At 64.1% G+C, this 26,239-nt stretch carries 23 protein-coding genes; 11 read left to right on the forward strand and 12 right to left on the reverse strand.

The window, feature by feature from the left end; all coding sequences use genetic code 11:
- Window positions 1-26: 26 nt before the first annotated feature.
- Together AC1D05_RS00890 and AC1D05_RS00895 are read right to left on the reverse strand one after the other, a co-directional pair.
- Window positions 27-659, reverse strand: coding sequence for a LysE family translocator (locus AC1D05_RS00890; protein WP_027057489.1), 633 nt, complete (start codon window positions 657-659; stop codon window positions 27-29).
- Between the two features lie 116 nt (window positions 660-775).
- The gene (locus AC1D05_RS00895) at window positions 776-2,761 is read right to left on the reverse strand and encodes a TadE/TadG family type IV pilus assembly protein (RefSeq protein ID WP_477437363.1); all 1,986 of its coding nucleotides are present in this window, start codon (window positions 2,759-2,761) and stop codon (window positions 776-778) included.
- A 312-nt stretch (window positions 2,762-3,073) separates the two neighbouring features.
- Between AC1D05_RS00895 and AC1D05_RS00900 the strand changes: the two genes are divergently transcribed.
- Together AC1D05_RS00900 and AC1D05_RS00905 are read left to right on the forward strand one after the other, a co-directional pair.
- The gene (locus tag AC1D05_RS00900; protein ID WP_477437365.1) at window positions 3,074-3,934 is read left to right on the forward strand and encodes a TIGR01459 family HAD-type hydrolase; all 861 of its coding nucleotides are present in this window, start codon (window positions 3,074-3,076) and stop codon (window positions 3,932-3,934) included.
- 6 nt (window positions 3,935-3,940) lie between these two features.
- Window positions 3,941-4,921 carry a bifunctional riboflavin kinase/FAD synthetase gene (locus tag AC1D05_RS00905; RefSeq protein ID WP_477438112.1) on the forward strand — a complete coding sequence of 327 codons (981 nt, stop codon included), beginning with the start codon at window positions 3,941-3,943 and terminating at the stop codon, window positions 4,919-4,921.
- 1 nt (window position 4,922) lies between these two features.
- Here AC1D05_RS00905 and AC1D05_RS00910 read toward each other — a convergent pair whose 3' ends face one another.
- Window positions 4,923-5,477: an HdeD family acid-resistance protein gene (locus AC1D05_RS00910; RefSeq protein WP_477437367.1), complete on the reverse strand. Its 555-nt coding sequence runs from the start codon at window positions 5,475-5,477 to the stop codon at window positions 4,923-4,925.
- Between the two features lie 188 nt (window positions 5,478-5,665).
- Between AC1D05_RS00910 and AC1D05_RS00915 the strand changes: the two genes are divergently transcribed.
- On the forward strand, window positions 5,666-6,478 hold the full coding sequence (locus AC1D05_RS00915; RefSeq protein ID WP_477437369.1) for a MipA/OmpV family protein: 813 nt from the start codon (window positions 5,666-5,668) through the stop codon (window positions 6,476-6,478).
- Here the strand turns inward: AC1D05_RS00915 and AC1D05_RS00920 are convergent.
- Window positions 6,454-6,663 (reverse strand): hypothetical protein, encoded by a 210-nt coding sequence (locus tag AC1D05_RS00920; RefSeq protein ID WP_477437371.1) that lies wholly within the window; start codon window positions 6,661-6,663, stop codon window positions 6,454-6,456. The genes AC1D05_RS00915 and AC1D05_RS00920 overlap by 25 nt on opposite strands.
- 43 nt (window positions 6,664-6,706) lie before the next feature.
- Between AC1D05_RS00920 and ileS the strand changes: the two genes are divergently transcribed.
- Both ileS and AC1D05_RS00930 read left to right on the forward strand, forming a co-directional pair.
- Window positions 6,707-9,670, forward strand: a complete 2,964-nt coding sequence (ileS, locus tag AC1D05_RS00925) for an isoleucine--tRNA ligase (RefSeq protein WP_477437373.1) — start codon at window positions 6,707-6,709, stop codon at window positions 9,668-9,670.
- A 306-nt stretch (window positions 9,671-9,976) separates the two neighbouring features.
- Complete coding sequence (locus AC1D05_RS00930; RefSeq protein ID WP_477438114.1) at window positions 9,977-10,672, forward strand: hypothetical protein; 696 nt, start codon at window positions 9,977-9,979, stop codon at window positions 10,670-10,672.
- A gap of 39 nt (window positions 10,673-10,711) precedes the next feature.
- Here the strand turns inward: AC1D05_RS00930 and AC1D05_RS00935 are convergent, their stop codons facing one another.
- Window positions 10,712-11,161 carry a nucleoside deaminase gene (locus tag AC1D05_RS00935; protein WP_477437375.1) on the reverse strand — a complete coding sequence of 150 codons (450 nt, stop codon included), beginning with the start codon at window positions 11,159-11,161 and terminating at the stop codon, window positions 10,712-10,714.
- A 241-nt stretch (window positions 11,162-11,402) separates the two neighbouring features.
- On the opposite strand from AC1D05_RS00935, the gene AC1D05_RS00940 reads away from it, so the two are divergent.
- The 6 genes from AC1D05_RS00940 to AC1D05_RS00965 all read left to right on the forward strand — a co-directional run bounded on the left by AC1D05_RS00940 (window position 11,403) and on the right by AC1D05_RS00965 (window position 19,241).
- Window positions 11,403-13,658, forward strand: a complete 2,256-nt coding sequence (locus tag AC1D05_RS00940; protein WP_477437377.1) for a pseudouridine synthase — start codon at window positions 11,403-11,405, stop codon at window positions 13,656-13,658.
- On the forward strand, window positions 13,655-14,209 hold the full coding sequence (gene rsmD, locus AC1D05_RS00945) for a 16S rRNA (guanine(966)-N(2))-methyltransferase RsmD (protein WP_477437379.1): 555 nt from the start codon (window positions 13,655-13,657) through the stop codon (window positions 14,207-14,209). The genes AC1D05_RS00940 and rsmD overlap by 4 nt, the downstream gene beginning before the upstream one ends.
- A gap of 202 nt (window positions 14,210-14,411) precedes the next feature.
- A complete protein-coding gene (locus tag AC1D05_RS00950) occupies window positions 14,412-15,800 on the forward strand; it encodes a M16 family metallopeptidase (protein ID WP_477437381.1) in 1,389 nt (462 codons plus the stop codon).
- Between the two features lie 2 nt (window positions 15,801-15,802).
- Window positions 15,803-17,179, forward strand: a complete 1,377-nt coding sequence (locus AC1D05_RS00955; RefSeq protein ID WP_477438116.1) for a M16 family metallopeptidase — start codon at window positions 15,803-15,805, stop codon at window positions 17,177-17,179.
- Window positions 17,176-18,045, forward strand: coding sequence for a patatin-like phospholipase family protein (locus tag AC1D05_RS00960; RefSeq protein WP_477437383.1), 870 nt, complete (start codon window positions 17,176-17,178; stop codon window positions 18,043-18,045). The genes AC1D05_RS00955 and AC1D05_RS00960 overlap by 4 nt, the downstream gene beginning before the upstream one ends.
- 41 nt (window positions 18,046-18,086) lie before the next feature.
- The gene (locus AC1D05_RS00965) at window positions 18,087-19,241 is read left to right on the forward strand and encodes an ATP-grasp domain-containing protein (protein WP_477437385.1); all 1,155 of its coding nucleotides are present in this window, start codon (window positions 18,087-18,089) and stop codon (window positions 19,239-19,241) included.
- Here AC1D05_RS00965 and AC1D05_RS00970 read toward each other — a convergent pair.
- From AC1D05_RS00970 to efp, 7 genes are all read right to left on the reverse strand, one after another.
- Window positions 19,226-20,221, reverse strand: coding sequence for a Rieske 2Fe-2S domain-containing protein (locus tag AC1D05_RS00970; RefSeq protein ID WP_477437386.1), 996 nt, complete (start codon window positions 20,219-20,221; stop codon window positions 19,226-19,228). The two genes, AC1D05_RS00965 and AC1D05_RS00970, sit on opposite strands and share 16 nt — an antisense overlap.
- Window positions 20,218-21,357 carry a GNAT family N-acetyltransferase gene (locus tag AC1D05_RS00975; protein WP_477437388.1) on the reverse strand — a complete coding sequence of 380 codons (1,140 nt, stop codon included), beginning with the start codon at window positions 21,355-21,357 and terminating at the stop codon, window positions 20,218-20,220. The genes AC1D05_RS00970 and AC1D05_RS00975 overlap by 4 nt, the downstream gene beginning before the upstream one ends.
- Before the next feature lie 8 nt (window positions 21,358-21,365).
- Complete coding sequence (locus tag AC1D05_RS00980) at window positions 21,366-22,628, reverse strand: F390 synthetase-related protein (protein WP_477437390.1); 1,263 nt, start codon at window positions 22,626-22,628, stop codon at window positions 21,366-21,368.
- Complete coding sequence (locus AC1D05_RS00985; protein WP_477437392.1) at window positions 22,625-23,449, reverse strand: MBL fold metallo-hydrolase; 825 nt, start codon at window positions 23,447-23,449, stop codon at window positions 22,625-22,627. Before AC1D05_RS00985 ends, AC1D05_RS00980 begins: the two co-directional genes overlap by 4 nt.
- Window positions 23,446-24,441: an NAD-dependent epimerase/dehydratase family protein gene (locus AC1D05_RS00990; protein WP_477437394.1), complete on the reverse strand. Its 996-nt coding sequence runs from the start codon at window positions 24,439-24,441 to the stop codon at window positions 23,446-23,448. Before AC1D05_RS00990 ends, AC1D05_RS00985 begins: the two co-directional genes overlap by 4 nt.
- Window positions 24,441-25,382 carry a 3-oxoacyl-[acyl-carrier-protein] synthase III C-terminal domain-containing protein gene (locus AC1D05_RS00995; protein ID WP_477437395.1) on the reverse strand — a complete coding sequence of 314 codons (942 nt, stop codon included), beginning with the start codon at window positions 25,380-25,382 and terminating at the stop codon, window positions 24,441-24,443. Before AC1D05_RS00995 ends, AC1D05_RS00990 begins: the two co-directional genes overlap by 1 nt.
- Window positions 25,383-25,567: 185 nt before the next feature.
- A complete protein-coding gene (gene efp, locus AC1D05_RS01000) occupies window positions 25,568-26,137 on the reverse strand; it encodes an elongation factor P (RefSeq protein ID WP_023782984.1) in 570 nt (189 codons plus the stop codon).
- Window positions 26,138-26,239 lie beyond the last annotated feature (102 nt).

A 26,239-nucleotide genomic window follows, 5' to 3' on the forward strand; every position in this document is an offset into this window, starting at 1 on the left:
AAGAACGAAGCTTGGCGCTTTGGATATCAGCGCTGTGCGTCGGTCGCCATCTTCAGCGCCAGCGCCGTCAGCACCCCTCCCATCATCCAGCGCTGTATGACCAGCCACAATGGCCGTCCGGCAAGGAAGGTGGCGATCGAACCGGCCGTCACGGCGATGATGGCATTGACGGTCAGGCTGATCGTGATCTGCGTCGCGCCCAAAACCAGCAGCTGCGACAGGACATGGCCTTTGCCGATGCTGATGAATTGCGGCAGCAGTGACAAATAGAGCACCGCCACCTTGGGATTGAGCAGATTGGTCATCAGCCCCATGGCGAACAGCTTGCGCGGCCCGTCTTTCGGCAGGTCGCGCACCTGGAACGGCGAACGTCCGCCCGGCTTCACCGCTTGCCAGGCAAGCCACAAGAGATAGAGCACGCCGGCAAAGCGCAACGCGTCATAGGCGAAGGGCACGGCGAGCAGCAGCGCGGTGATGCCGAACGCCGCCGATACCACATAGAACAGGAAGCCGACCGCGACTCCGCCAAGCGAGATCAGTCCGGCCTTCGGCCCTTGCGAAAGCGAACGCGAGATCAGGTAGATCATGTTCGGGCCAGGCGTCAGCACCATGCCGAGGCAGACCAGCGCGAAGGCGAGGTGATTGGCGGTATCGGGCATTGTCGTCCCCAGGCATGCCGCGATGGATGTACGATCTCGCGAGCGGCCAATATGTGCCCGTCACGGCAGGTGGCCGCAAGGGCTTGGCGGCGCCAGGCGTTGCGCCAGAGGTTCGGTCAGCCGACCACCCGCAGGTTCGACAGTTCGTTGCCGATTTCCTTGAAGTCGTTCGACAGGCTTGCGCCGGTCGCATTCCAGAACAGTTTGGCCGGCTTGGTCGGATCCGTCGGATCCTTGCGGAAGCGCGAGTCCGACGAGCAGGATTTCAGCGCATCGATCGCCAGCTTGTCGCTGGTCTTGGTCGTCGACAGGTCGAGCGCCACCGTCATCACCATGATGTTGGCCGCCTTGGCGTTGTTGCAAAGCGTCGCCATCTGCTCGTTGAGCGCATTGGTGTAATTGCCGTTTGAATAATCCAACTGGCCAATGGCGCTCGACGTGCCCATGAACATGCGGCCGACCGAGGTGCCGTTGTAGCCGGGTTTGAGATAGCCGTACGACGCATAGGTCGATTTCGAGCTGGCGGGGTCGGAATAGCCCAGCGAGGACGGGGTATAGTAGGTGTTGGCGCCGTCTGTCAGCACGATCACCACCTTGTCGTTGCCTTTCTCCGTTTCGAGGCGCCCTTGCGTGAATGGTTCGCCGCTGGAAACCACCCGCCAGCCCCACGCCATGCCCTCGGGAACATTGGTGCCGCCGTTCGGCTGCATCAGGTCGATCGCGGCTTTGATCGCGGTTTGCCCGTCGGCGACGCTGACATCGGTCAGCGGTGTGATTGCACCGGTGGTGCAGCTGTAGTTCGGGCCGTTGCCGGTGGGCAGCGCCGGCGCATCGATCGGCCGCGGTTGGAAATATTTGGCCATGTTGCGCAACCGCGATTGACCGCTGCTGCTCGAAGGATCGTCGTTCCACCAGCTGTTCACCGCGCCGTAGGTCACCGGGGCGGCTTCGTCGGGATCCTGGGTGAGCTTCCAGTGATTGCCGGGTTCGTCGGGGGCGAACATCGGCACGAACATCGTTGCCGGATCGCCGACGCCTGTGCCGGTGTTGGCCGAGCCGCCGGATGGCGGGGTGTCGTTGACATTGTAGGGGTAGGGCCGGGCCTCCACACAGCCCTGCCAGCTGGCGAACGGACCGTAGGAGTCGATGTAGTCATATTCGTCGTGGCTGCGTTTGCAGGTGTTGTTCGAATTGTATTCGTCGCAAACCACCCGCTTGCTGTTGACGACACGCTCATGGTTGGTGACGACCTGCATGTCGCGGTAGAGCGAAAACCGGGTCAGCATCTGGCCTTCCGCGCTGCCCCAGCCGGTGCCGCGCTTGTACCAGATGCCATTGGTTTGCTGGGCGTATTTGTTGGCCGCGTTCAGCGTCGACCAGTCGAAATTCTCGTTCGACACCGGCGACAGGCCCTCTGTGTCCATCCACGACGCGTTGCCATTGCCGGGGCCGACATTGACCGAAGCGGCAAAGGGCACCAGACCGAATTGTACCGGCTTGTCGACCTGCTTGATCATGACCGCCTGCGCGGCCAGCGTGTCGACCAGTTGCTTGGACGCGGTCTTGAGAAGATCGATGCGCGCTTGCCCCGAGCCTGTGCCAAGCGTGGTCATCGATCCGGAATTGTCGAGCACCAGGGCAACTTCCAGCGTGTTCTTCAGCCGCACCTGGGAGGTGACGTTGAAGCTGATCCTTTGGTTCGCATCGGTTGCGGATTTGCCGACGAGCTGGGCGAAGGCAGGATAGAAATAGGGCTTGTAGGCAAGCTGCGCCGTCATCGTCAGCAGACCGCCGCCGCTGGTGTTGCTCGGCAAGGTGACGTTGAGCGTCGTGCTGGCGGGATCGACATCGTTCAGATTGGCATTGAAGAAGTCGAGCGCATAGGCTCTCAACTGGTCGTCGGTCGCACCTTCCGTCAGCCGGCGCGCCGTGGCGAAGTTGGCGGCGTCGAGTGCATTCGTCACCATCTGCTTTTCACGGTTCATTTCCGTGAAGTCGACCGCAACCGCCAGGCCGCCCATCAGCGGCACCATCGCCACAACAGTCAAAAGAGCATAGTTGCCGCGACTGTCGCGGCGGAACTGGCGCCAAAGTTCATGCATGTCTTGCAGCGGCCCCGCCGGCGGATTCTCGATTGACGCCAACTTTCCACAAAACGCTGAAGGACGGGTTTGGGAAACCGCTCTATTGCTTGGTTGGCGCTTCACCAACCGCTAACCAATGCAAGGGCCGCGGCCCCCGATCCCCTCCAAAAACAGAACGCCCTGCCGAGGCAGGACGTTCGCAAGCAAACCTGTCGATCAGCCGGCGATGCATGAAAGCTGGTGACAGCATGGACCGGTTCGGATAATTCGAACCGGCTGCGGCGAACCGTCGGCCGCGGCACTCGCAACGCTCATATTGAAGGACACCGCATGGCGGATTCGCCTGAAATCGTCGGCTCGCTCGAAGACGTCTCGAAGGCTTATTCGGCAATTCTTTGCGATGTCTGGGGCGTGGTGCACAATGGCGAATGGCATTTTCCGGCGGCCGCGGCGGCGCTGGCCACGGCAAGGGCGGCCGGTATTCCCGTTGTCCTCATCACCAATTCGCCCCGCCGCAGCGCCGATGTCGTCGCCCAGATGAGCGCAATCGGCGTTCCTCCATCAACCTACGACCGTGTGGTGACCTCGGGCGACGTGACCCGTGACCTGATCTCGGAAGGCCCGCGAAAAGTCTTCCACATCGGCGCAGAGCGCGATCTGACCCTCTATGACGGTCTCGATGTCGAACTCGTCGAGGAATTCGAGGCCACCGGCGTCGTCTGCACCGGGCTTTTCAACGACGAGGTCGAAAAGCCTGAGGATTATGCGGACCTTTTGCGCCGATTGCGGGCCAGGAACCTGCCGTTCATCTGCGCCAATCCCGATATCATGGTGGAGCGCGGCGAACGGATCATCTGGTGCGCCGGCGCCTTGGCGCGGGACTATGCCCAGCTTGGCGGCCGCACGCTGATCGCCGGAAAGCCCTACGCGCCTGTCTACGATGTCGCGGTGAAGGAGGTGGCGGAGGTGCTTGGCCGGCCGGTTGAGCGTTCCCGGATATTGGCCATCGGCGACGGCATGATGACCGATGTGAAGGGCGCGGCGGACAATGGTTTCGACGTTCTCTATATCTCTGGCGGCATTCATGCCCGCGACTACGGTGATGCATCCCGGCCGGATCCGGCAAAGCTCGGGCTCTTCCTGGAACGGCACGGCTATCGCCCGGTGGCCGTCATGGTCAGGCTGCAGTAGGTGGCAATGGTAGCCTTCCAGCATCTCTCGGCAACCGCGCCGCTGCCCGCAGACCTGCGTGGCGGCGTTGTCGCGATCGGCAATTTCGATGGCGTCCACCGTGGCCATCAGGCGGTGCTCGAACGGGCGTTGGCCGAGGCTGTGCGGCGTGACGTGCCGGCCCTGGTGCTGAGCTTCGAACCGCACCCGCGAAAGGTCTTCAGGCCCGACATGCCGTTGTTCGTGTTGACGCCGCCGCCGATGAAGGCGCGGCTCTTGTCTTTGCTGGGCTTCGCCGCGCTCGTCGAGCAGCCGTTCACGCGCGACTTCGCCTCGCTGTCGGCGGAAGCATTCGTCACCGATGTGCTGGAGAGGACGCTCGGCATTACCCATGCCATAACCGGTTTCGATTTCCATTTCGGCAAGGACCGCCAGGGCGGACCGGCCTATCTGATGGCAGCCGGCGAACGCCATGGCTTCGGCGTGACGCTTGTCGACGCCTTTCGCGACGAGGGGGCGGAGGTGGTTTCGTCAAGCCGGATCCGGGCTCTGCTCTGCGATGGCGAGGTGGCCGAGGCCGCCGGTCTGCTCGGCTATCGCTTCACGGTTGAAAGCGAGGTCGTCGGCGGCCAGCAGCTCGGACGAACGCTCGGCTTTCCCACCGCGAATATGAGGCTTCCCGCGGAAGCCACCCTCAAGGAGGGCATCTATGCCGTACGCTTTCGGCGCGCCGACGGCACGCTGCATGACGGCGTCGCCAGCTTCGGCCGCCGCCCGACCGTCGACGACAATGGCGCACCGCTGCTGGAAACCTTCGTCTTCGATTTTTCCGGCGATCTCTATGGCGAGACATGCCAGGTCTCGTTCTTCGGCTTCCTGCGCAGCGAGATCAAATTCGACGGGCTCGATGCGCTGGTCATGCAGATGAAGCGCGACGAAGCCGAGGCGAGGGCGCTGCTTGCCGGCGTCAAGCCGCTCTCCGACCTAGACGCCGCCGTCGCGTTTTGAGCTACTTTTTCAGCGCCAGGCCGACGGCGATGAAGGTCCAGCCTTGGAAGATCAGGTCGATCGCCAGGAACATTCCGAGCACCCACAGGCTGTTGACCGGCCAGCCCATGGCGATGATCAGGCCAGCAATGACGCTGATGACGCCCGCCGCGACGATCCAGCCCCAGCCGCGTTCCGGACGGTGACTGTGGCCGACCCAGGCCCGCAGGGCGCCGGAGGCGACGAGCGCAACGGCCAGCAGGAAGGTCAGCACCGCCGAGGCCAGCAGCGGATTGTCGAAAGCGAAAAATCCAGCGACCGCATAAAGCAGTCCGCTGAGCAGCCAGTAGAAGAAGCGGCTCCAGGTCTTGACGCCGAAAGCATGCATGATCTCGATGACGCCGGCCACCAGCATCAGCCAGCCGACGACATAGACGGAAGCCACCGTGGCGATGAACAGATTGCCGAAGGCAATGCCGCCGAGGATCAGCAGCAACACGCCCAGACCGACAAACCATCCCCACTTGTCTCGTGTCTGGCCGATCGCGTTCTTCAGGGCATCGCCTTGCAAGGTCATGTCGCCACCTCCATTGAGGGCCGCCAGCATGCCGGGAAGTTACCCCTGGTGCCTGTCCGCGTCCAGCCGATAGCGGGCTCGATGGTGCAGGCAATGCGAGGCGGATGTCTCATCCTTAAACCAAATTTTACCAAAGCCTCGTCAAAGCTGTCACCGAGGGGCAGTTGTATCGTGTTAGTGGAGTGGCCATGAGTCCGGTCGTGAAGATTTCTGCAGCCTTGGCTACCCTGATGCTGGCCACGTCAGGCGCGGCCGAGGCCGGTGACGGCGCTTTCGGCTGGCTGTCCGGCGACTGGTATCTGACGGTCGGCGCCACCGGCCTTGTCGCGCCGAATTTTGAGGGCGGCAAGAAATACATGCTTAGCGCCCAGCCCATCATCTCCTTGGGCAAGGCCGGTCCCCAGGCACGCTTCACCTCGCGTAACGACAACATTTCGCTGGCGCTGGTCGATGATGGCGGCGTCCGCGCCGGTCTGACCGGCAAGTTCCTGTTCTCGCGCGATGACAGCAATGCCGACGAACTCAAGGGCCTCGATCCGGTCCGCTGGGGTGGCGAAGTCGGCGGCTTCTTCGAATTCTATCCAACGGACTGGCTACGCGCGCGTGCCGAACTGCGACATGGCATCCGTGCCCATAATGGCTTTGTCGCCGATATCGCCGCCGACGCCTTCTATGACGTGACGCCGACGGTCAGGATTTCGGGTGGCCCACGCGTGTCCTTTGCCTCGGCCAACTATTTCGACGCCTATTATGGCGTCAACGCACAGGAAGCCGTGGCCTCGGGTCTCAGCCAATACAATCCCGGTGGCGGCCTGAAATCCGTCGGCCTCGGCGGCGCGGTAACCTGGAAGGTGACCGATCCGATGACAGCCAGCCTGTTCGGCGAATATTCGCGCCTCGAGGGTCCGGCAGCTGATTCCAGCTTGGTCAGAGAGCGCGGCGACCGCAATCAGTTCACTGTCGGTGTGTCGACCACCTACCGTTTCGACTTCACGATGTAGGCGATTCGACGCTTTATTCCTGCCGCCGCATCGGCTAAAAGCCCGGTGATGACGCACTTTATCGGCGCTTTCGCGATTGCGATACGAATTATGAGCCCGGTGTTCCGGGCGGCCTGAGCGCCGTCGGAGCCGCCGGGAATGTTGCGCGCGGCCTCTCGCGCTTTTTCCAAATCATGATAGTTCAACGCCCGAGCTTCTTTGCCGCCGGGCAATGCATATGGCAGACCAATGACCGATACCGCTGAAACGATCGACTATTCCAAGACCCTTTACCTGCCGCAGACGGATTTCCCGATGCGCGCCGGCTTGCCCGAGAAGGAGCCGGTGCTGGTCAAGCGCTGGCAGGACATGGACCTCTACCGCAAGCTGCGCGAGAGTGCCGCCGGCCGCACGAAATACGTGCTGCATGACGGCCCGCCCTACGCAAACGGCAACATCCATATCGGCCATGCGCTGAACAAGATCCTCAAGGATGTCATCACCCGCTCGTTCCAGATGCGCGGCTATGATTCCAACTATGTGCCCGGCTGGGACTGCCACGGCCTGCCGATCGAATGGAAGATCGAGGAGCAGTACCGCGCCAAGGGCAAGAACAAGGACGAAGTGCCGGTCAACGAATTCCGCAAGGAATGCCGTGAATTCGCCGCGCACTGGATCTCGGTGCAGGGCGCGGAATTCCAGAGGCTCGGCGTCGTCGGCGACTTCAAGAACCCCTACACGACGATGGCCTTCCACGCGGAGTCGCGCATCGCCGGCGAATTGCTGAAATTCGCCATGTCAGGCCAGCTCTATCGCGGCTCGAAGCCGGTGATGTGGAGCGTCGTCGAGCGCACCGCGCTGGCCGAGGCCGAAATCGAGTATCAGGACTACGAGTCGGATACGATCTGGGTGAAGTTTCCTGTCGCCAGCCTGGTCCGCCCGATCGATGACGGTGAGGCCAGACTGACGGAGGGCGCGCTCGATCTGCTGCAGGCGCATGTCGTCATCTGGACGACGACCCCCTGGACGATTCCTGGCAACCGCGCCGTCAACTATTCGCCGCGCATCAGCTATGGCCTCTACGAGGTTACGGCAGCGGAGAATGCTTTTGGCCCACAGCCGGGCGAAAAGCTGATCTTCGCCGATGCATCGGCTGAAGATTCTTCGGCGAAGGCCAAGGTGACCTTGAATCGCCTTCGCAGTGTTTCAGCGCAAGAGCTTGGAAGCCTTACGCTTTCGCACCCCTTCGAGGGCCTCGGCGGCGGCTATGAGTTTCCGGTGCCGATGCTCGCCGGCGACCACGTCACCGATGACGCGGGTACGGGTTTCGTCCACACGGCTCCCGGCCATGGCCGCGAGGACTTCGATGCCTGGATGGATGCGGCGGCGGATCTGCGCGCGCGCGGCATCGATGCGGCCATTCCCTTCACTGTCGACGATGCCGGCTTCCTGACCAAGGATGCACCGGGCTTTGGCCCGGACCGTGAGGGTGGAGCCGCGCGCGTCATCGATGACAACGGCAAGAAAGGCAACGCCAACCAGGCCGTCATCGACGAGCTGATCAAGCGCAACGCTTTGTTCGCGCGTGGACGCCTGAAGCATTCTTATCCGCATTCCTGGCGATCGAAGAAGCCGGTGATCTTCCGCAACACGCCGCAATGGTTCGTCTATATGGACAAGGACCTTGGCGATGGGACGACGCTGCGCAGCCGTGCGTTGAAGGCCATCGACGACACGCGCTTCGTGCCGGCTGCCGGTCAGAATCGCATCCGCGCGATGATCGAGGAACGCCCAGACTGGGTGCTATCGCGCCAGCGCGCCTGGGGTGTGCCGATCGCCGTCTTCGCCGACGAGGACGGCAACGTGCTGAAGGACGAGGCGGTCAACCAGCGCATCATGGATGCTTTCGAGGAAGAGGGTGCCGACGCCTGGTTCGCCGCCGGCGCCAAGGAGCGTTTCCTCGGCAATCACGATGCCTCCAAGTGGAAGCAGGTGATGGACATCCTCGACGTCTGGTTCGATTCGGGCTCGACACATGTCTTCACGCTGGAAGACCGTCCGGATCTGAAATGGCCGGCCGACGTCTATCTCGAAGGCTCGGACCAGCATCGCGGCTGGTTCCACTCCTCGCTGCTCGAAAGCTGCGGCACCAGGGGCAGGGCGCCTTACGACACCGTCGTCACCCATGGCTTCACCATGGACGAAGACGGACGCAAGATGTCGAAGTCGCTCGGCAACACGGTCGTGCCGCAGGACGTCATCAAGCAGTCCGGCGCCGACATCCTGCGCTTGTGGGTGGTGACGACGGACTATTGGGAAGACCAGCGGCTCGGCAAGAACGTGCTGCAGACCAATATCGACGCCTACCGCAAGCTGCGCAACACCGTCCGCTGGATGCTGGGCACGCTCGCCCATGACGATGGCGAGGAGGTGCCGCTGGAAGCGATGCCGGAGCTGGAACGGTTGATGCTGCATCGGCTGGCCGAACTGGATGAAGTGGTGCGCCAGGGCTACGACGCCTTCGAGTTCAAGCGCATCACCCGCACGCTGCTCGATTTCATGGTTGTAGAGCTCTCGGCCTTCTATTTCGACATCCGCAAGGATGCGCTCTACTGCGACGCGCCGTCGAGCCTGAAGCGCAAAGCCTCGGTGCAAGTGGTGCGCCATCTCTTCAAGTGCCTGGTGAAATGGCTGGCGCCAATGCTGCCCTTCACCATGGAAGAGGCCTGGCTCGACCGGCATCCCGATGCGGTATCGGTGCATCTCGACCAGTTCCCGGAAATCCCGGCGGACTGGAAGAATGAGGCGCTGGCGGAGAAATGGCGCAAGGTGCGGCAGGTGCGCCGCGTCGTCACCGGCGCGCTCGAGATCGCACGTGCCCAGAAGGTGATCGGCTCCTCGCTGGAGGCGGTGCCGGTCGTCACCATCAACGACGCAGCGCTCGAGGCGGCGATATCGGACGTCGACATGGCCGAGATGGCGATCACCAGCGATCTCGTCATTGCCCATGGCGAGGCGCCGGAAGGCGCCTTCACGCTCGACGACGTCAAGGGCGTCGCCGTTGTTGTCGAGAAGGCAGAGGACCGCGGCCTCGTCAAATGCGCGCGTTCCTGGCGCTACACGGCCGATGTCGGGCAGGACCCTGCATTTCCCGATGTCTCGGCGCGCGATGCCGCCGTGCTGCACGAACTGAAGGCGCTCGGCCGACTTTAGATGCATGTCGCCCAAAAGTGTGCAGCGGTTTTGGGAAAACGACATGCACCGGATCAATAAGTGCATGTCGCCCAAAAGTGTGCCGCGGTTTTGGGACAACGACATGCACCCGATGAATAGTGCACAAATGCCACGCCGGGCGGTGCAAATCCGCCCGTGCGTTGCCCTTAACGAGTGGTTGAGGTAAACACGCGAAACTCCGGAAGACAAATTGTCGCCGGATTTCCGTCGCAAGTGCTTGGACGATGGGGATCGGTCATAAGACCGGTGGCGATCGAGAGGCTGTCTAGAGTGGGACTTTTTGGCATGACCGAGAGATATAACGCGCGCCTTGCGCTGCTGGCGCCGCTTGTCGCATCGGGCCTCGCTTTATCCGGCTGCATGGGCTCTCCGACCTACGGTACCGACAAGACCGCGGCCGAACAGCTGGCCGGCGATCTCACCGGCGCCGTTTCCTTCGCGCCCAAGCGCAAGGACCCGATCGACTATAAGCCGCGCCCCACCTTGGTGAAGCCCGCTCCCGGACAGAAGGAAGCGCTGCCTGCACCGCAGGACAGCATCCAGTCGGCAAGCGCCGAGTGGCCCGAATCGCCCGAGCAGCGACGCGCGCGGCTGCGCGCCGACGCCACCGCCCACCAGAATGACCCAGCCTATCAGGCGCAGATTGTCGATGATACGCAGGGGGATCCGGCTTCGGTGAAAAAGGCACTGGCGGACACGATGGATTCAGGCTTAAAGCACCAGCCGTTCCGGCCGTTATGGACGTCCGCTGATTCCGACAAGGGTCGCGCGGCCGAGATTCAGCGCCGTCTTGTAGAGAGCAGGCAGGGCGATCCGAACACTCGCAAATATCTCAGCGAGCCGCCGGTGGCCTATCGTGTCGCGTCCGATACGGCGCCGCAGAACGAACTCGGCGAGGACGAGTACAAGAAGGAGCGCCGCCTGAAGAAAGAGGCGGAAGGCAAGAAGGGCGGCTGGTTCGACTGGTTGCCGTCCCTGTAAGAACGGCCGCGCTGCCCTTTTCGGGCGGTATGGCATGGTTTAGTCGCGACGTTCCCTGAAGAAATCCTTCAGCAGCAGGGCCGCTTCGGTCTCGCCCATGCCCGGATAGATGTCGGGCGTATGGTGGCAGGTCGGCGAGGTGAAGAAGCGCACGCCATTGACCACCGCACCGCCCTTTTCGTCGGCGGCGCCGAAGTAGAGACGGCGCAGCCTGGCGAAGGAAATGGCGCCGGCGCACATGGCGCAAGGTTCCAGCGTTACATAGAGATCGTGGCCGGTCAGCCGCTCAGCTGACAGTTTCCCGCAGGCTTCGCGGATGACCAGCATCTCGGCATGCGCCGTTGGATCGGCAAGCTCGCGGGTACGGTTGCCGGCTTTTGCCACGACTGTGTTGCCCGTGGCGATGACGGCGCCGACCGGCACTTCGCCACGCAAGGCTGCCGCTTCGGCCTCCTTTAGCGCCAATGCCATGAAATCAGGCCGCTTCAAGCGGTTTCCATTCCGATTATCTCCTCGCCACTCCCGGCTTTTGGCTTTCGTTTGTCTTTCCGGGAAAACCGGTCTCCACTTTTCCCTGACAAACTCTGATGATCCTGTTATTGAGCGCATCAACCCGAAAATCGGACTCGATTTTCGGAAAAGATCATGCGCCAAATCAAAGTGCACCAGCGTTCGTTGCGCGCCCGAAAGGATGCGCCACGCTGTAGCAGCGCAAACGGACAAAGGCCACATGGACGACAACGACAAGAAATCTCCGCGCCAAAAAGGCCCGGGCAAGAAACCTGCGGCGTCGCGGGGCGACAGGGGCGGCAAGCCGTCCTTCGGGGCGAAGAAGCCTTATACCCCACGTGGCGATCGGCCGATGGCCACCGAGGGCGAACGCCCGAAGCGCGACTTCAAGAGCGGCGACAAGCCATTCAGCAAAGGCCCGCGCAAGCCCTACGCACCGCGCGGCGACCGCCCAGTGGCCGCCGAAGGCGAACGCAAGCCCTACGAGAAGCGCGAAGGACCGCGCAAGCCTTACGCACCGCGTGGCGATCGGCCGATTGCGGCCGAGGGCGAGCGCAAACCCTATGAAAAGCGTGAAGGACCGCGCAAGCCTTACGCACCGCGTGGCGATCGGCCGATTGCGGCCGAGGGCGAGCGCAAACCCTATGAAAAGCGTGAAGGACCGCGCAAGCCTTACGCACCGCGTGGCGACCGCCCGATGGCGGCCGAAGGCGAGCGCAAGCCTTATGAGAAGCGCGAAGGACCGCGCAAGCCTTACGCGCCACGTGGCGACCGTCCGATGGCGGCCGAAGGCGAGCGCAAGCCTTATGAGAAGCGCGAAGGACCGCGCAAGCCTTACGCGCCACGTGGCGACCGTCCGATGGCGGCCGAAGGCGAGCGTAAGCCCTATGAGAAGCGCGAAGGACCGCGCAAACCCTATGCGCCGCGCAACGACCGTCCGGTTGCTGCTTCGGTGGAGGGTGGCGAAAAGCGTTTCGACCGCCCCAAGCGTGACTTCGCTGACCGTCCCAAGCGCGACTTCGGCAGCGACAGACCCAAGCGTGATTTCAGTGATCGGCCCCAGGGCGCATCGGGCGGCGGTTTCAAGCCGCGCCCGCGTGCTGCCGAGGCAGCGGAAGAGGCCGGTGAACGCATCGCCAAGCGGCTGGCGCGCGCCGGCCTTGCCTCGCGCCGCGACGCCGAGGAATTGATCGCCGCCGGCCGCGTCAAGGTCAACGGTCGCGCTCTGACTTCGCCGGCTTTCAACGTCATGCCGGGCGACATCATCCATCTCGACGGCATGGAAATCCCGCCGATCGAGCGCACCCGCCTCTTCCTGTTCCACAAGCCGGCCGGCGTCGTCACCACCAACCGCGATCCCGAAGGCCGCAAGACCGTCTTCGACGTGCTGCCCGCCGAATTGCCGCGGCTGATGACCATTGGCCGGCTCGACATCAACACCGAGGGCCTGCTGCTGCTGACCAATGATGGCGGCCTGTCGCGCGTGCTCGAATTGCCGGCCACCGGCTGGCTGCGCCGTTACCGCGTGCGCGTCCACGGCAAGGTCGAGGAAAGCGCGCTCGCCGGCCTGCGTGAAGGCATTGCCGTCGACGGCGTCTTTTACGGCGCCATCGAGGCGACGCTTGACCGCGAGCAAGGCACCAACGCCTGGCTGACGCTTGGCCTGCGTGAAGGCAAGAACCGCGAAGTCAGGAACATCCTTGGCTCGCTCGGCCTCGATGTGACGCGGCTGATCCGTATTTCTTACGGCCCGTTCCAGCTCGACGACCTCGCCGAGGGGCACGTGCTGGAGATCAAGGGCCGCGTGCTGCGCGACCAGCTTGGCGAGCGTCTGGTCGAGGAATCCGGCGCCAATTTCGATGCCGAGGTCACCAAGCCGTTTTCCAACAAGCCGGTGCGGCGCACCGAAGTTCGTGAGCCGGAACCGGAACGGCCGAAGTTCACCCGCGATGGTGAGCGCCGGCCGATCGGCGAGGGCGGGCTGATCAAGAACCGCAAGCGTAGGGAAGGCAGCCGCGACGAGGCATTGGGCAAGCTGTCGACTAGTCCCGACAGAGGCGAGAGGCCGGAAAAGAGCTTCGGCGAACGCGGGCCCAGGCCCGAACGCGGCGGCTTTGGCGACAAGCCACGCGGCAGTTTTGGCGACAAACCGCGCGGTGGCTTCGGGGACAAGCCGCGTGGTGGTTTTGGCGGCAAGAAGACCGAGCGCGAGCAGCGGCCGATCGAGCCGCCCGGCCAGCGCAAGGCCAATGTCTGGATGGCGCCAGGTGCCCGGCCGATCGGCAAGGGCAGGGCGGAAGCCGACGCCGCCAAGGCGGCTGACGCCAAGGCGCGCAAGGCCTCGTTCAAGCCGTCCTATGGCAAACCCGGTGGCAAGCCAGGCGGTGCAAAGCCGTTCGGCAAGCCGCGTGGCGAGCGTCCGGCCGGTGGCGGTGAACGGCCGCGTGGCGGCCCCAAGGGCCCCCGGACAAGATGAGAATCGTCGGTGGTGAGTTTCGCGGGCGTCCACTGGCGACGCCCCGCAGCAGCGCCATCCGTCCGACGACCGACCGCACCCGCGAGGCCGTCTTCAACGTGCTGGCGCATCGCTTTGCCGAACAGCTGGACGGCGCGCGCGTGCTCGATCTGTTCGCCGGCACCGGCGCGCTTGGCCTGGAGGCGCTGTCGCGCGGCGCTTCCTATGGCGTCTTCATCGAGGAGTCGGCCGAAGGCCGTGGCCTGATCCGCGATAATGTCGAGGCCTTCGGCCTGACCGGCCGCACCAAGATTTTTCGCCGTGACGCTACCGGCCTTGGCGAGGCGGGCACGCTGGCGCCGTTCGGCCTCGTCTTCGCCGACCCGCCCTACGGCAAGGGCCTTGGCGAGCGTGCCTTGCAGTCGGCGAAAGCCGGCGGCTGGCTGCGGCCCGGCGCGCTCTGCGTGGTCGAGGAGACGGCGGCAGCGCCCTTCGAGCCTGGCCCCGGCTTTTCCGTGCTGGATGAACGCAACTATGGCGAAACCATCATCCGCTTCATCGAGGCAGCCTGATCCGCCGGCCTCTTTGCCGCCGCCTTTGCCGGCAACAACAATTCACTTTGCTTGTCGCCAGCACCTTGGCCTATCGTCGTACCCAAGCAATTCCAGGAAAAGTGTTATGCGGTTTTCCGTCCGGAATTGTGTCAGAACAAAGAGATAGAGCAGTTCAGCGTTTCCGTGAAACGATGAACCGCTCTACGAACCGGAGCCATTGATGACATTTCAGGCTGAATGGCTGCGCGGAACACTGTTGGCAACGTCGCTGGCCTTCACGCTCACCGGCCCCGCGCTGGCAGATAGCGCCGTGCCGGCCAACATGAAGCCGGCCGAGTTCAAGGTGACGGATTTCCTGCTCGACAACGGCATGGAGGTGGTCGTCATTCCCGACCACCGCGCGCCGATCGTCACCCATATGGTCTGGTACAAGATCGGCAGCGCCGACGAGCCGCCGGGCAAATCCGGCATCGCCCATTTCTTCGAGCATCTGATGTTCAAGGCGACCGCCCATCACGCGGCCGGCGAGTTCGACCGCGCCGTCTCCGACATTGGCGGCTCCAACAACGCCTTCACCTCCTACGACTACACCGCCTTCCACGAGACGGTGGCGCCCTCGGCGCTCGAGCTGATGATGAGTTTTGAAGCCGACCGCATGCGCAACCTCATCCTCACCGATGACGTCATCAAGACCGAGCGCGATGTCATTCTCGAAGAGCGCCGCTCGCGCATCGACAACAACCCGCAGGCGGTGCTCGACGAGGAAGTCGATGCGACGCTGTGGCAGAACCAGCCCTACCGCATCCCGGTCATCGGCTGGATGCAGGAAATGGAGCAGCTGAACCGCATCGACGCCACCGCCTTCTATGACAAATACTACCGGCCCAACAACGCCGTGCTGATCGTGGGCGGCGATGTCGAACCGGATACGGTGAAGGCGCTGGCGCAAAAGACCTATGGCAAGGTGGCGCGCGGGCCGGACCTGTTGCCACGCATCCGCCCGGTCGAGCCGGAGCAGAACACCAAGCGCACCGTCACGCTCACCGACGCCCGCGTCAGCGTGCCGAGTTTCTCGACGCAATGGGTAGTGCCGTCCTATCACACCGCAAAGCCGGGTGAGGCCGAAGCGCTCGACCTGCTGGCCGAAATCCTCGGCGGCGGCAACCGCAGCCGGCTCTACCAGGCGCTGGTCGTCCAGCAAGGCATTGCTTCCAGCGCCGGCGCCTATTTCCAGGGCACCATGCTCGACGACACCAATTTCACCGTCTATGGCGCGCCGCGCGGCGACGCCAAGCTTGCCGACGTCGAGGCCGCGGTCGATGCCGAGGTGGCGCGCATCGCCAGCGGTGGCGTCACATCCGATGAGCTCGAGAAGGCCAAGGACCGCTATATCAGGTCGATGGTCTTTGCCCGCGACAAGCAGGACTCCATGGCCGAAATCTATGGCTCGACGCTGGCCACGGGCGGCAATGTGCAGGATGTTCAGCAATGGCCGGACCGCATCCGCAAGGTCACGGCGGACGAGGTCAAGGCCGCCGCCGCGCGCTATCTGGTGCTGGCCCGCTCGACGTCAGGCTATCTCTTGCCGCAGCAACAGGCGGGGAATTGATGATGACGAACCAGCACCGCGGCTCTTTCCCTTCTCCCACAAGGGGAGAAGGAAGAACGCGCACCGCCCTCGCAACCCTCTTCCTCTCCATCCTCTTCTTGATCCTGCCGGCGCTGGCCGCTCGCGCCATGGACATCCAGTCCGTCACGTCGTCGAAGGGCGTCACCGCATGGCTGGTGGAGGATTATTCCGTGCCGATCGTCGCTGTCCGCTTCGTCTTTGGCGGCGGCTCGACGCAGGATCCGGTGGGCAAGGAAGGTCTGGCCAATCTGATGACCGGCCTCTTCGACGAGGGCGCTGGCACTCTTGATTCGGAAGCCTTCCAGATCAGGCTCGACGATGCCGGCGCCGAGATGAGCTTCGAAGAGAGCCGCGACGGCATCTACGGTTCGATGCGCATGCTGGCCGAGCAGCGCGACGAGGCGTTCGACCTGTTGCGGCTGGCAGTCAACGAGCCGCGCTTCGACCAGGCGCCGATCGACCGCATCCGCGCCCAGATCCTGTCCGGCATCATCGCCAACGAGAATGACCCCGACACGGTAGCGCAGAGCAAATGGGCGCGGGCCATCTATGGCGACCACCCCTATTCGCGCTCCGACCAGGGCACCAGGCAGAGTGTCGCCGCCATCTCGCAGGACGATCTGAAGGCTCTGCACAAAGCGGTGTTCGCACGCAGCGGCCTGCATATCGCCGTGGTCGGCGCCATCGACGCCGAGACGCTGAAGAAGAAGCTGGACATGGTGTTCGGCGACCTGCCTGAGAAACAGGCGCTTGCCCCGGTCGCCGATGTCGAGCCGAAGCTGGCGCAGCGTCTCGAGGTCAATTACGACCTGCCGCAGACCTCGCTGCAGCTTGCCTGGCCGGGCGTGAAGCGCAAATCGGCGGATTTCTTCCCCGCCGTGCTGATGAACGAGATCCTCGGCGGCGGCACCTTCACCTCGCGCCTGTTCCAGGAGGTGCGCGAAAAGCGCGGGCTGGCCTATGGCGTCAATTCCTCGCTCGTCAACCAGGACCATGCCGATGCACTGATCGTCACCACCGGCACGCGTTCCGACCGCGCGGCCGAGACGCTCGGCATCGTGCGCGATGTCGTCAAGCAGTTGGCGCAGGACGGCCCGACCGAGGCTGAACTGGCGGCGACCAAGAAATATCTGATCGGCGCCTATGCCATCAGCAATCTGGACTCTTCGAGCTCCATCGCCGCGACGCTGGTCGAATTGCAGATCGACGATCTCGGTATCGACTACATGCAGCGCCGCGCCGGCTACATCAACGCGGTGACGCTCGACCAGGTCAAGGCGGCGGCGAGAAAGCTGCTGGCGGCCGAGCCGACCATCATGGTGGTCGGGCCGCCGCTGGCCGGGGCCGGCAAGGGATGAGCCCGACCTTCGGCATAGCCTTCGGCGGCGGCGGCGCGCGCGGCCTGGCGCATATCCATGTCATCGAGGCGCTGGACGAGCTCGGCATCAAACCGGTGGCGATCGCCGGCTCGTCGATCGGCGCCATCATGGGCGCCGGCATGGCCGCGGGCATGACCGGCAAGGACATCCACGACTATGCCCGCTCGATCCTCGGCCGCCGCGCCGAGGTGGCGAGCCGCATGTGGCGCGCGCGCCCGGGCACGATCGCCGAGGCCATGCAGAACGGCATCCGTGTCAGCCAGTTCAATGTCGAGCGCATCCTGAAGGCCTTTCTGCCCGAGGCCATTCCCGAAACCTTCGCCGCGCTGAAAATCCCGCTGAAGGTGACCGCGACCGACTATTTCGGCCATAAGCTCGCCGTCTTTGACGAAGGCGATCTGCATTCGGCCCTTGCCGCCTCGGCCGCCATTCCCGCCGTGTTCCGCCCGGTGATGCGCGACGGCAGGCTGCTTATCGACGGCGGCATCTACAACCCCGTGCCGTTTGATCTCATAGAGAACGACGCCGACATCATCATCGGCGTCGACGTCGTCGGCGCGCCCGAAGAGGTCGACCGCAAGCAGCCGACCTCCGTCGACCTGATGTTCGGCGCCACGCAGCTGATGATGCAGTCGATCATCGCCAACAAGCTGAAACAGTGCAGCCCCGACATATTGGTCCGCCCGGCAGTGTCAAAATACCGCGTGCTCGACTTCCTGAAGATCGACGCTTTGATGAACGATACCGCCGACATCAAGGATGAGCTGAAGCGGCAGGTGGAAAAAGCACTGGAGGCGCGCTCCGGCGCCACCAGGCTCAAGCGCAGCAAGCGCGGTTTGGACTGAGACTTGGGGCGGCCAATGCCTGTGGCCCTGATCCTGCTCTGATGCGCACGGTGCTGATCACAGGTGCTCGGGCGCCGGTGGCGCTGCATCTGGCGCGGCTGCTGGATGGCGCCGGCCTGAGGGTGATCCTGGCCGACAGCCCGGCCTGTCCGATTGCCGCAGCGAGCACCGCCTGCGCCTCCTATCATCGTCTGCCGCCGCCGCGTTTTGCGCCGCTGGCCTATTTCCAGGCGGTGGCGGACCTTGTTCGCACCGAGGCGGTGGAACTGGTCATCCCGACTTGCGAAGAAATCTTCTACCTCGGCGCACTGTGGCGAGACCGGGCCATGCCCGCCCGTCTGCTCGCGCCGGACATGGAATTGCTGACCCGGGTTCATGACAAGCACGCGTTCATCGGCTTGGCGCACAGTTTTGACCTTGCCGTGCCCGAAACGACGCTGCTGCGATCCGACGATGATATCGAGGCCGTGCGCGGCCGTTCGCGCGAGCTGGTGTTCAAGCCGGTCTGGTCGCGTTTTGCCAGTCATGTGCTGCTGCGGCCGCCGCCTTCCGCGCTCGATGCCATCAGCCCTTCGGTAGCGGCGCCGTGGGTGGCGCAACGTTTCGTCGTCGGCGAAGAGATCAGCGCCTATGCGCTGGCGCATGACGGCAAGCTCAAGGCATTGGCGGTCTATCGTTCGTGCTACCGTGCCGGCAAGGGCGCCGGCATCTGGTTCGAACAGGTCGATGATGCCGCTGCTCACCATTTCGTCGAAACCTTCGTTGGCAGCACCGGCTGGACCGGCCAGATTTCCTTCGACCTGATGCGGGAAAGCGATGGCACGGTGCTGCCGCTGGAGTGCAATCCGCGCGCCGTCAGCGGCCTGCACTTCTTCCGCGATCCGGAAGCCTTCACGGCGGCGCTATTTGAAGGCGCCGAGGTGAGGCCTGACGTCGGCAGACCGCAGACGGTGCGACTGGCCATGTGGGTCTACGGCCTGCCGTCAGCTCTTCGGTCCGGTCAGATCGGGAGCTTCCGTCAGGCGATGCGTGATGCGGACGAATTGCTCGACTGGCCGGACGATCCTGCGCCCAAACGGGCGCAGTGGCGGGCGCTTGCCGAGATCGCCAGCAAGGCGCTGCACCAGCGCATCAGTCTGCAAGCCGCCTCGACGCGCGACATCGAATGGAACGGGCCGCTTCAAAGCTCGATCTGATACACGCGTGGCGTTGCGGCTGCCGGCGGCATTTCGCCTGCCATGATGGCCGCCATGTCGCGGCGCAGGAAATCCAGCGGGCCGATCGCCGGCGGGGCAGGGGGAGCGTGGCGTGCATTGTCGCTAGCCGATTTCAGCACCTTGCGGTCCTGTGCCAAGGCGATGTTGAACAGCGGTTTGAAGGCGAGCGCCTTGAGGTGACCGAGCCGGCCCTGACGCGGGCCGATGAGCCAGCCGACACCCTCGACTATGTTCTCATCCGCCTGGCGCAGATGGAACGTCGTGGCCAGCGCCAGCCCGTCCTTGCCCCAATATTCCAGCTCCGCGATGCCTGGATGGCGGAAACGGCCGATGGTTTTCGTGCGTTCACCCTCCAGCAGCCGGCTGATCAGGCCCTGCTGCCGCTCCTCGCCGGTATAGCAAGCCTCGACCCAACCTTCGCCGCCGGTCACATCGACACGCACAAGATGGCGCCTGGCGCTCAAGCCCCGCAGCAGGCCTTTATGGGTGAAATGCGTGTGGGTTGCGTCGAGGATGTTCTCGGCCGCGTCGAGCACGGTTGATTGCGTCGAGGAGCGCACGCGCCGCACGAGCACGTCCTGGCCCTGCATGCAGTGGAGATATGGCTCCGCCTCTGGCGTGCCCTCCGAGACGAAGACGACGCCATCGCGCTCGATCGCGCCGTAGCGTCGCACCCGGTAGCGCGGCATCTCGCCGACATGGCCAGGAATGGCGGTGCAGAGACCTTCGCCATCGTAGCGCCAGCCATGGTAGGGGCACTCGATCTCGCCATTGACGACTTTGCCGGTCGACAGTTCGACCAGCCGGTGAACGCAGCGGTCAAACAGCGCGGCGATGCCCTTGTCGGAACGGAACAGCACCACTGGCGAGCCTTCGAACAGGATGCGCCTCGGCCTGGCGCCGACATCGGCTGAAAGCGCCACAGCCTGCCAAAAATCCTTTCGCGCGGCCTTGCTCAAAGTTCGAATCTCCGAAGCAGCGGTATCCCGGCCAGCGCCAGAACCCGCGCCATTGTCCACACCGCGAGGCGTTGGCGGCGTGGCAGATGCCCGACATAGCAGGCGTTGTACTCGATCGCCGGTACGGCGCCGCGACGGCGTTTGAAACCGGCCGCACCGGCGCTCATGTTGAAGAACAGGCCGTGTGCCGTGGCATGGTCCTGCGCCATTGCCATCGCCATCCGGTAGAGGCCGTCACTGATTGGCCGGCTGGTGTCGTAGCCGACGATCGGCTGCGTCAGCGTCCCGCCGTTTTCGAACAGGCCGGTGACGGCAACGAGTTGTCCCGCTTCGTCTCGCAAGCCGGCAAGCCGCAAAATGCCGCGCCGGTGCATTTCACCGATATAGCGGGCCGTGTAGTGCGGATTGAGTGGCGTGTATTTCCTGATGTAAAGCATGGCGTAGAGTTCTTCGCTCCTGACATAGTCGGCCTGCGTGAAATCGTCATCGCCGACGATACCCAACGATGTCGCGCGCAGCCGGGCACGGTCGCGCTTCATGTCGCGTGTCATCGGCGGTACTGAACTGCGGTCGGCGAAGATGTAGACCTGACGTGCAGCGAGCATGTGAAATCCCTCCGCCTTGAGTGACGCGATGGTCGAGGGATCGGCGATCTCGTTCAGCGAGCGGATGACTATGGCGCGGTCGGGAAACCGGCTCGTCAGAGCCGTGCGCATCGCCGCGATCGAGCCGCGGTCGAGCAGCGGCACCGGATTGGTCGAATAGAGCCAGTTGTTGACCTGAACCTGATGATCGAGGCCGCTTGCCTTCACCAGCGGGCCACACAGGCCGATAAGCATCCGGATTGTTTTTTGCAGCCAAGGCTTTGAAGCGAAATTGCGGGTCTCGTCGATCGCATAGTCGATATAGGCGCTGGACGGGCAGCAGATGTAGCAGTTCGGCGCTTCGCTGGCATCGTTCAACGTCAGCGGAAAGGCTCGGCCCGCGATGTCGAAAGTCTCGACGCGAACGGTCAGGTTGGCGATGAGATCACGCACCGGCATGGCGTTGAACAATTGTGTGAACGCGTCGATCTTATGCAGGTCGTTCTCGACCCGGTCCGCTTGCTCCGAACCCTGCTTGGCGGCTGCTGCCACGACCCGGCTCACCTGGCGGCCCCGGTGGGAAGCCGGCACTCGACACGGCGCAGCTTGCGGCCGGTTTCCAGCGGCAAGGCCGAGCGCACGGGTTCGACCGCGACCCTTGCCTGGCGCGAGGCGAACAGCCGTCGCACCGCCTCCAGTGCGGCCTGTGCGGCATCCCCGGCGAGGTCTGGCTTGAGGTGCAACTCGACCGTCTCGGGCGCCGTCTGGATCAGCCGGAAGTCGTCGATGCGCCGGTCCGCCTTCAGCACGGCATTGCGCAGGATGTCAGGCGTGATCAGGAGTGGCTCTTGCGCCGAAGTAAGACGGAAGGCGTCGTCCGTGCGGCCAACGATTTCATCCACCACGCGCAACGGCGAGCCGCATCGGCATGGTGTGGGCGACAGGCGCAGCAGGTCGTTCATCCGGTAGCGCGCCATGATCTGGGTCTGTCGGCGGAAAGCGGTGATCAGCGGCGTCACCAGCCCGTCGCCAGCCGTTTCGAACTCGAAGAAGATGGAATCCTCGGCCAGATGCAGGTTGCCTTGCCGGCAGGTGACCGCGAACAACCCCTCGGTCGCCATATAGATCTGGTCGAGCCGGCGCCCGAAGAACGGTTCGATAACAGGCCGGTCGACCGGATCGAGCGTCTCGGCGGCGCTGAACACGCGCAGCGGCGAAAGCCGGAAGCGTTCTGTCGCAAAGTGCCGCAGAATCTTGGGTGGGCCGATGACCACCGTCGGCGCGAACGCCTCGAGGGTCGCCCGCCAACGCTCCGGCCCGAGCGTCAGGTCGAAGAACCGCAGGTCGATGCGCCTCGACTGGCGAGCGGTGTCATAAAGGCCGGTGTTTTGCGGCAGGATCACCGCCACGCGCTGCCGGCGCCAGAGCAGGTCAGGAATGGCTTTCGCCAGGATTGTCCCCAGCCAGCGGTATTTCTCGGCTTCGCAGATGACGAAAAGGCCACGATTGCCCGAGGTGCCTGTGCTGGCGCCGACCGTCAGCACGCCTAGGCGGCCGTAACCAGTCGCCGCGGTCCAGGCGTCGCTAGACGACACGCCGGCAATGTTGAAGCGCTCGAAATCGGCCATCAGCAGTGCCTTGTCGGTCACCGGAAGGTCACTGAGATGGTGTGGCGCCACGCCATAGAACGGCGCCAGCGGCAGGTCGCGGTCGAGCCAGCGCCGCAAGGCGCGCGCCTGCCAGCGTTCGAAGTTTTCGCGGCTTTTGCGTGACACCCACAAGGTGAGGGCAAAAGAGCGGATCGCTTCGCCGAGCCCTGTCATCCGCCCTCCGGTGTCAGGTCGTATGGCGTCAGCCCCGGATCGTGGCAGAAGATCACCTCGCCGCCGGCTGCCAGAAAGCGGCGCAACGCCGCGCTGGTCCGATCGATGGCGGCGAAATCCTCGGCCAGCAGGAGTGCGGGAAAGCCGGGCGTCCGGTTCTCGACCAGTGCCTTGAGCAGCCACTGCACGTCGACCGCATAGAGCAGCGGCCGATCCATTTCAGCAAACAGGAGCCCGAACTGGCCATCGGCATGGCCTGGCAGGTCGACTGCGATGACGCTGCCGTCGCCGAACAGATCGGCTCCGCCGGGAATATCGCCGCGCGGCACGATCTGTCTCATCGCTGACAGCCCGTCGAGCCTTGTCTCGAAATCCGCCGGAAAAAGCTCGGTGAAGACGCCATGACGCAGGTTCTGCCGGGCCGTCCGCGCCTTCAGCCGCGACCAGGCGGCATCGCAGGCGATGAAACGCGCATTGGGAAACAGGGGCAGGCCCGAGATATGATCGGCGTGAAAATGCGTGACGATGACGGTTCTGATATCACGCGGTGTCAGGCCAAAGCGGGCCAGGACAGACGTGGGTTGCCCGGCCTCGACGAGTTCGGGCCCGAGCACCGCGCCGTAGAAGCGCAGCATGGCGCTACGCCGGGCTCCGGTGGTCACATGCGGCGTATAGCCGGTGTCGATCAGCACCGGGCCGGCCCGCGGATGGATGATCAGCCCGTAGCGCACGCGCAGCCGGATTTTTTGCCAGCCGCCGCCGCGCAGGATCAGTCTTTCGGCGGCGCCAACCCAGGCGCTGTTGGCGAAGACGATCTTCAAGCCGTCCCCCAGGCTTCACGCCCCCTGGCAAACGTACGGTCGAGCCCATCCTCGAACGGCACTTTCGGCGTCCAGCCAAGGATCCGCCTGGCCTTGGAAATATCGAGGCTCTGGGCATAGGCGAACAAGCCCAGGCCATAACGGGTGACTGGCGGTTCGGGCCGGCGGGGCAGAAGCAGCGCCACAGCCTCCATCACGCCCGCTGCCAGCATCGCCGGCGCCAGCGGCGTTTTTCGCCATCGCGTTCGCAGCCCGGCGCGGGCGCAGGCACTGTCGGCAATGTGGCGCACGGCCAGCACTTCGCCGCCCGAGATGTTGAATATCTGGCCTTCGGCGGCGCTGCCGGCCGCCAGCGCCGCGAACACCGCATCGACGACATCGTCGACATGGGTGAGATCGATGCGTGCCTGGCCATCGCGAAACAGCGGCAGCGGCCGCCGCGCCGCCTGCAGCAGGCGTGGCAGCAGCGCTCGGTCGCCTGCTCCGTAGATACCGCGTGGCCTGAGCACGACAGGCCCTATGTCCGTCGCCGCGAGCACGATGTCTTCACCTTGCCGCTTGGTGCGAGCGTAGTGGTTGACCGGATCGGGCAAGGGGCTGTTTTCGGTGACGCCGAGCTGGTCGCGAAAAGCGAAACAGACCGAAGGGGTGGAGATCTGGACAAAACGCTGCACACCCAGCTGCCGTGCGAAATCGACGAGATTGCGGGTCGCCGTGACATTGGCGGCCTCGAAATCAGCGAGCCGGCCGAAAGGCGAAGACAGTGCCGCGCAATGGACGATGGCATCGATCTCGCCAAATCCGGCGTCGGACTTCGCATCAAACGGCTGCGACAGGTCGCGACGCATGACCATATGGCCGGCGGCTTCGAGTGCGGCGCTTCGCCTGATATCGCGGCCTTGCGCCAACACCGGCGTGCCCGCGGCGGCCAGCCGCGCCACGACATGGCCGCCAAGAAAGCCGCTTGCGCCAGTGACGAGCACGCGTCCCATCACGCCTCCAGCGCCATGCCGCCGAAGGAGACACCGGCCGAGGTGCCGAGGAAGAGCACCTTGGTGCCCTGCATGACGCGGCCTTGCCGGCGCGCAACGTCGAGCGCGAAGGGAATGGACGCCGCGATCTGGTTGCCGTAACGCGCCGAAATGTCGACCAGCTTCTGTGCCGCGAACCCGGTCTGTCGTGCCATGTGCGCCAGCGCAAACGGGCTCGCCTGGTGCGGCACGACGAGGTCGACGTCCTCATGACGCCAGCCGGCACGTTGCAGGAGTTCGCCGACGAAGCCATTGAAATGGCGCGCGGTCACCCGAAACAGCTCCTTGCCGTCCATGTGAAAGAGCGCATGGCGGGAAAACTCCTCCGGCTGGTGGTGGAAGTCGAAGCGGGTGCCGCCGGCCCCGATGCTACAAGCCTCGTAGGCCGATGGATAGGTGCGCATGAGATTGGCCAGCACCTTACCCTCACCGGGCGCCGCCTTGCGCAGCACCGCGGCGGCCGCACCGTCGCCGAACAGGGCGGCGATTTGAGGCTGTTCTTTCCAGGGCAGGGCGCGCGACGCAATCTCCGCCGAGAACACCAGCGCGGTTTCGCTTTGCCCGGCCTCAATCATCCGGGCGGCGGTTTCGAATGCGGTGAGGAAGCCAAGGCAGGTGCTATTGACGTCGAAGGCAGCGGCCGAGCCATCGGTCAGCCCCAGGCGCTGCATCACCAGTGGTGCCGTCGAAGGCAATGGCTGGTAAGGCACGCCACATCCGCCGATGATGAGGTCGACCGCATCAGGCTCTATCCGGGCATCAGCCAGTGCCAGCCGCGCCGCCGTGCAGGCCAGATCGACTTGCGATTCGGTCTCGCAGACATAACGCTCGATGACACCGGTAGCGGCTTCGATCTGGCCTTGGCCAAATCCCAGCCGCTCGTCGAGGCTGCGCGATGTCAAGCATAGCGCAGGCACTGCGCGCCCGGTTCCAACGATCTTGATCCGCATGCTCAGCCGCCCAGTGAGTTGCGATTCCCAACTCATAATGCGGACCGATGGTAACAGTGAGGCGGAGTGTTAGACAGGGCTGTGCGGTTTCCAGGCAGCGAGCCGCCAGGCCAAATAGCTGACGGACAGGGTCGCCCTCAGTCCTTCGCCCGCTCCACATAAGCCCCGTCGGCCGTCATCACCACCACGCGGGTGCCGGGCGCGATATGAGGCGGCACGGTGGTGCGAACGCCGTTGGAGAGCACGGCGGGCTTATAGGAGGACGATGCCGTCTGGCCCTTGGTCGTCGGCTCGGTCTCGACCACTTCGAAGGTGGCGCGCTGCGGCAGCACCAGGGCGATCGCAATGCCGTTGAACTGCGAGACCTGCACCGGCATGCCTTCCTTGAGATAGGGGGCAGCGTCGCCGACCACGGCTTCCGACACAGCCACCTGGTCGTAGGTTTCCGGGTTCATGAAGTGGTAGCCTTCGCCATCGGCGTAAAGGAACGTGTGCTCGCGTTCCTCGACATAGGCGCGCTCGACCTGTTCGGTGGTGCGGTAGCGCTCCGAAACCTTCACCCCGTCGCCGATGCGGCGCATGTCGAGCTGCGTCACGGGCGTGCCCTTGCCTGGATGGATGTTTTCGGCAAAGAGGATCACATAAAGCTTGCCGTCCTTGTCGACGACATTGCCTTTGCGGAGCGAACTGGCGATGACTTTCACCACGGTTTTAAATCCTGCGAGAGTTGACGGGCGTTTGCCGGCTTGTGCGGCGCTGGTAGCGCATCTTGGCTCGAACCGCCAGCCCTCACTGCAAACTGACATAGC

This window comes from Mesorhizobium sp. P2_E9, from assembly GCF_056403815.1.

Bases quoted from the DNA above. Each gene is read 5' to 3' on its own strand.
- AC1D05_RS00890 (WP_027057489.1), bottom strand. From the start codon at position 659: ATGCCCGATACCGCCAATCACCTCGCCTTCGCGCTGGTCTGCCTCGGC.
- AC1D05_RS00895 (WP_477437363.1), bottom strand. From the start codon at position 2,761: ATGCATGAACTTTGGCGCCAGTTCCGCCGCGACAGTCGCGGCAACTAT.
- AC1D05_RS00900 (WP_477437365.1), top strand. From the start codon at position 3,074: ATGGCGGATTCGCCTGAAATCGTCGGCTCGCTCGAAGACGTCTCGAAG.
- AC1D05_RS00905 (WP_477438112.1), top strand. From the start codon at position 3,941: ATGGTAGCCTTCCAGCATCTCTCGGCAACCGCGCCGCTGCCCGCAGAC.
- AC1D05_RS00910 (WP_477437367.1), bottom strand. From the start codon at position 5,477: ATGACCTTGCAAGGCGATGCCCTGAAGAACGCGATCGGCCAGACACGA.
- AC1D05_RS00915 (WP_477437369.1), top strand. From the start codon at position 5,666: ATGAGTCCGGTCGTGAAGATTTCTGCAGCCTTGGCTACCCTGATGCTG.
- ileS (WP_477437373.1), top strand. From the start codon at position 6,707: ATGACCGATACCGCTGAAACGATCGACTATTCCAAGACCCTTTACCTG.
- AC1D05_RS00930 (WP_477438114.1), top strand. From the start codon at position 9,977: ATGACCGAGAGATATAACGCGCGCCTTGCGCTGCTGGCGCCGCTTGTC.
- AC1D05_RS00940 (WP_477437377.1), top strand. From the start codon at position 11,403: ATGGACGACAACGACAAGAAATCTCCGCGCCAAAAAGGCCCGGGCAAG.
- rsmD (WP_477437379.1), top strand. From the start codon at position 13,655: ATGAGAATCGTCGGTGGTGAGTTTCGCGGGCGTCCACTGGCGACGCCC.
- AC1D05_RS00950 (WP_477437381.1), top strand. From the start codon at position 14,412: ATGACATTTCAGGCTGAATGGCTGCGCGGAACACTGTTGGCAACGTCG.
- AC1D05_RS00955 (WP_477438116.1), top strand. From the start codon at position 15,803: ATGACGAACCAGCACCGCGGCTCTTTCCCTTCTCCCACAAGGGGAGAA.
- AC1D05_RS00960 (WP_477437383.1), top strand. From the start codon at position 17,176: ATGAGCCCGACCTTCGGCATAGCCTTCGGCGGCGGCGGCGCGCGCGGC.
- AC1D05_RS00965 (WP_477437385.1), top strand. From the start codon at position 18,087: ATGCGCACGGTGCTGATCACAGGTGCTCGGGCGCCGGTGGCGCTGCAT.
- AC1D05_RS00980 (WP_477437390.1), bottom strand. From the start codon at position 22,628: ATGACAGGGCTCGGCGAAGCGATCCGCTCTTTTGCCCTCACCTTGTGG.
- AC1D05_RS00990 (WP_477437394.1), bottom strand. From the start codon at position 24,441: ATGGGACGCGTGCTCGTCACTGGCGCAAGCGGCTTTCTTGGCGGCCAT.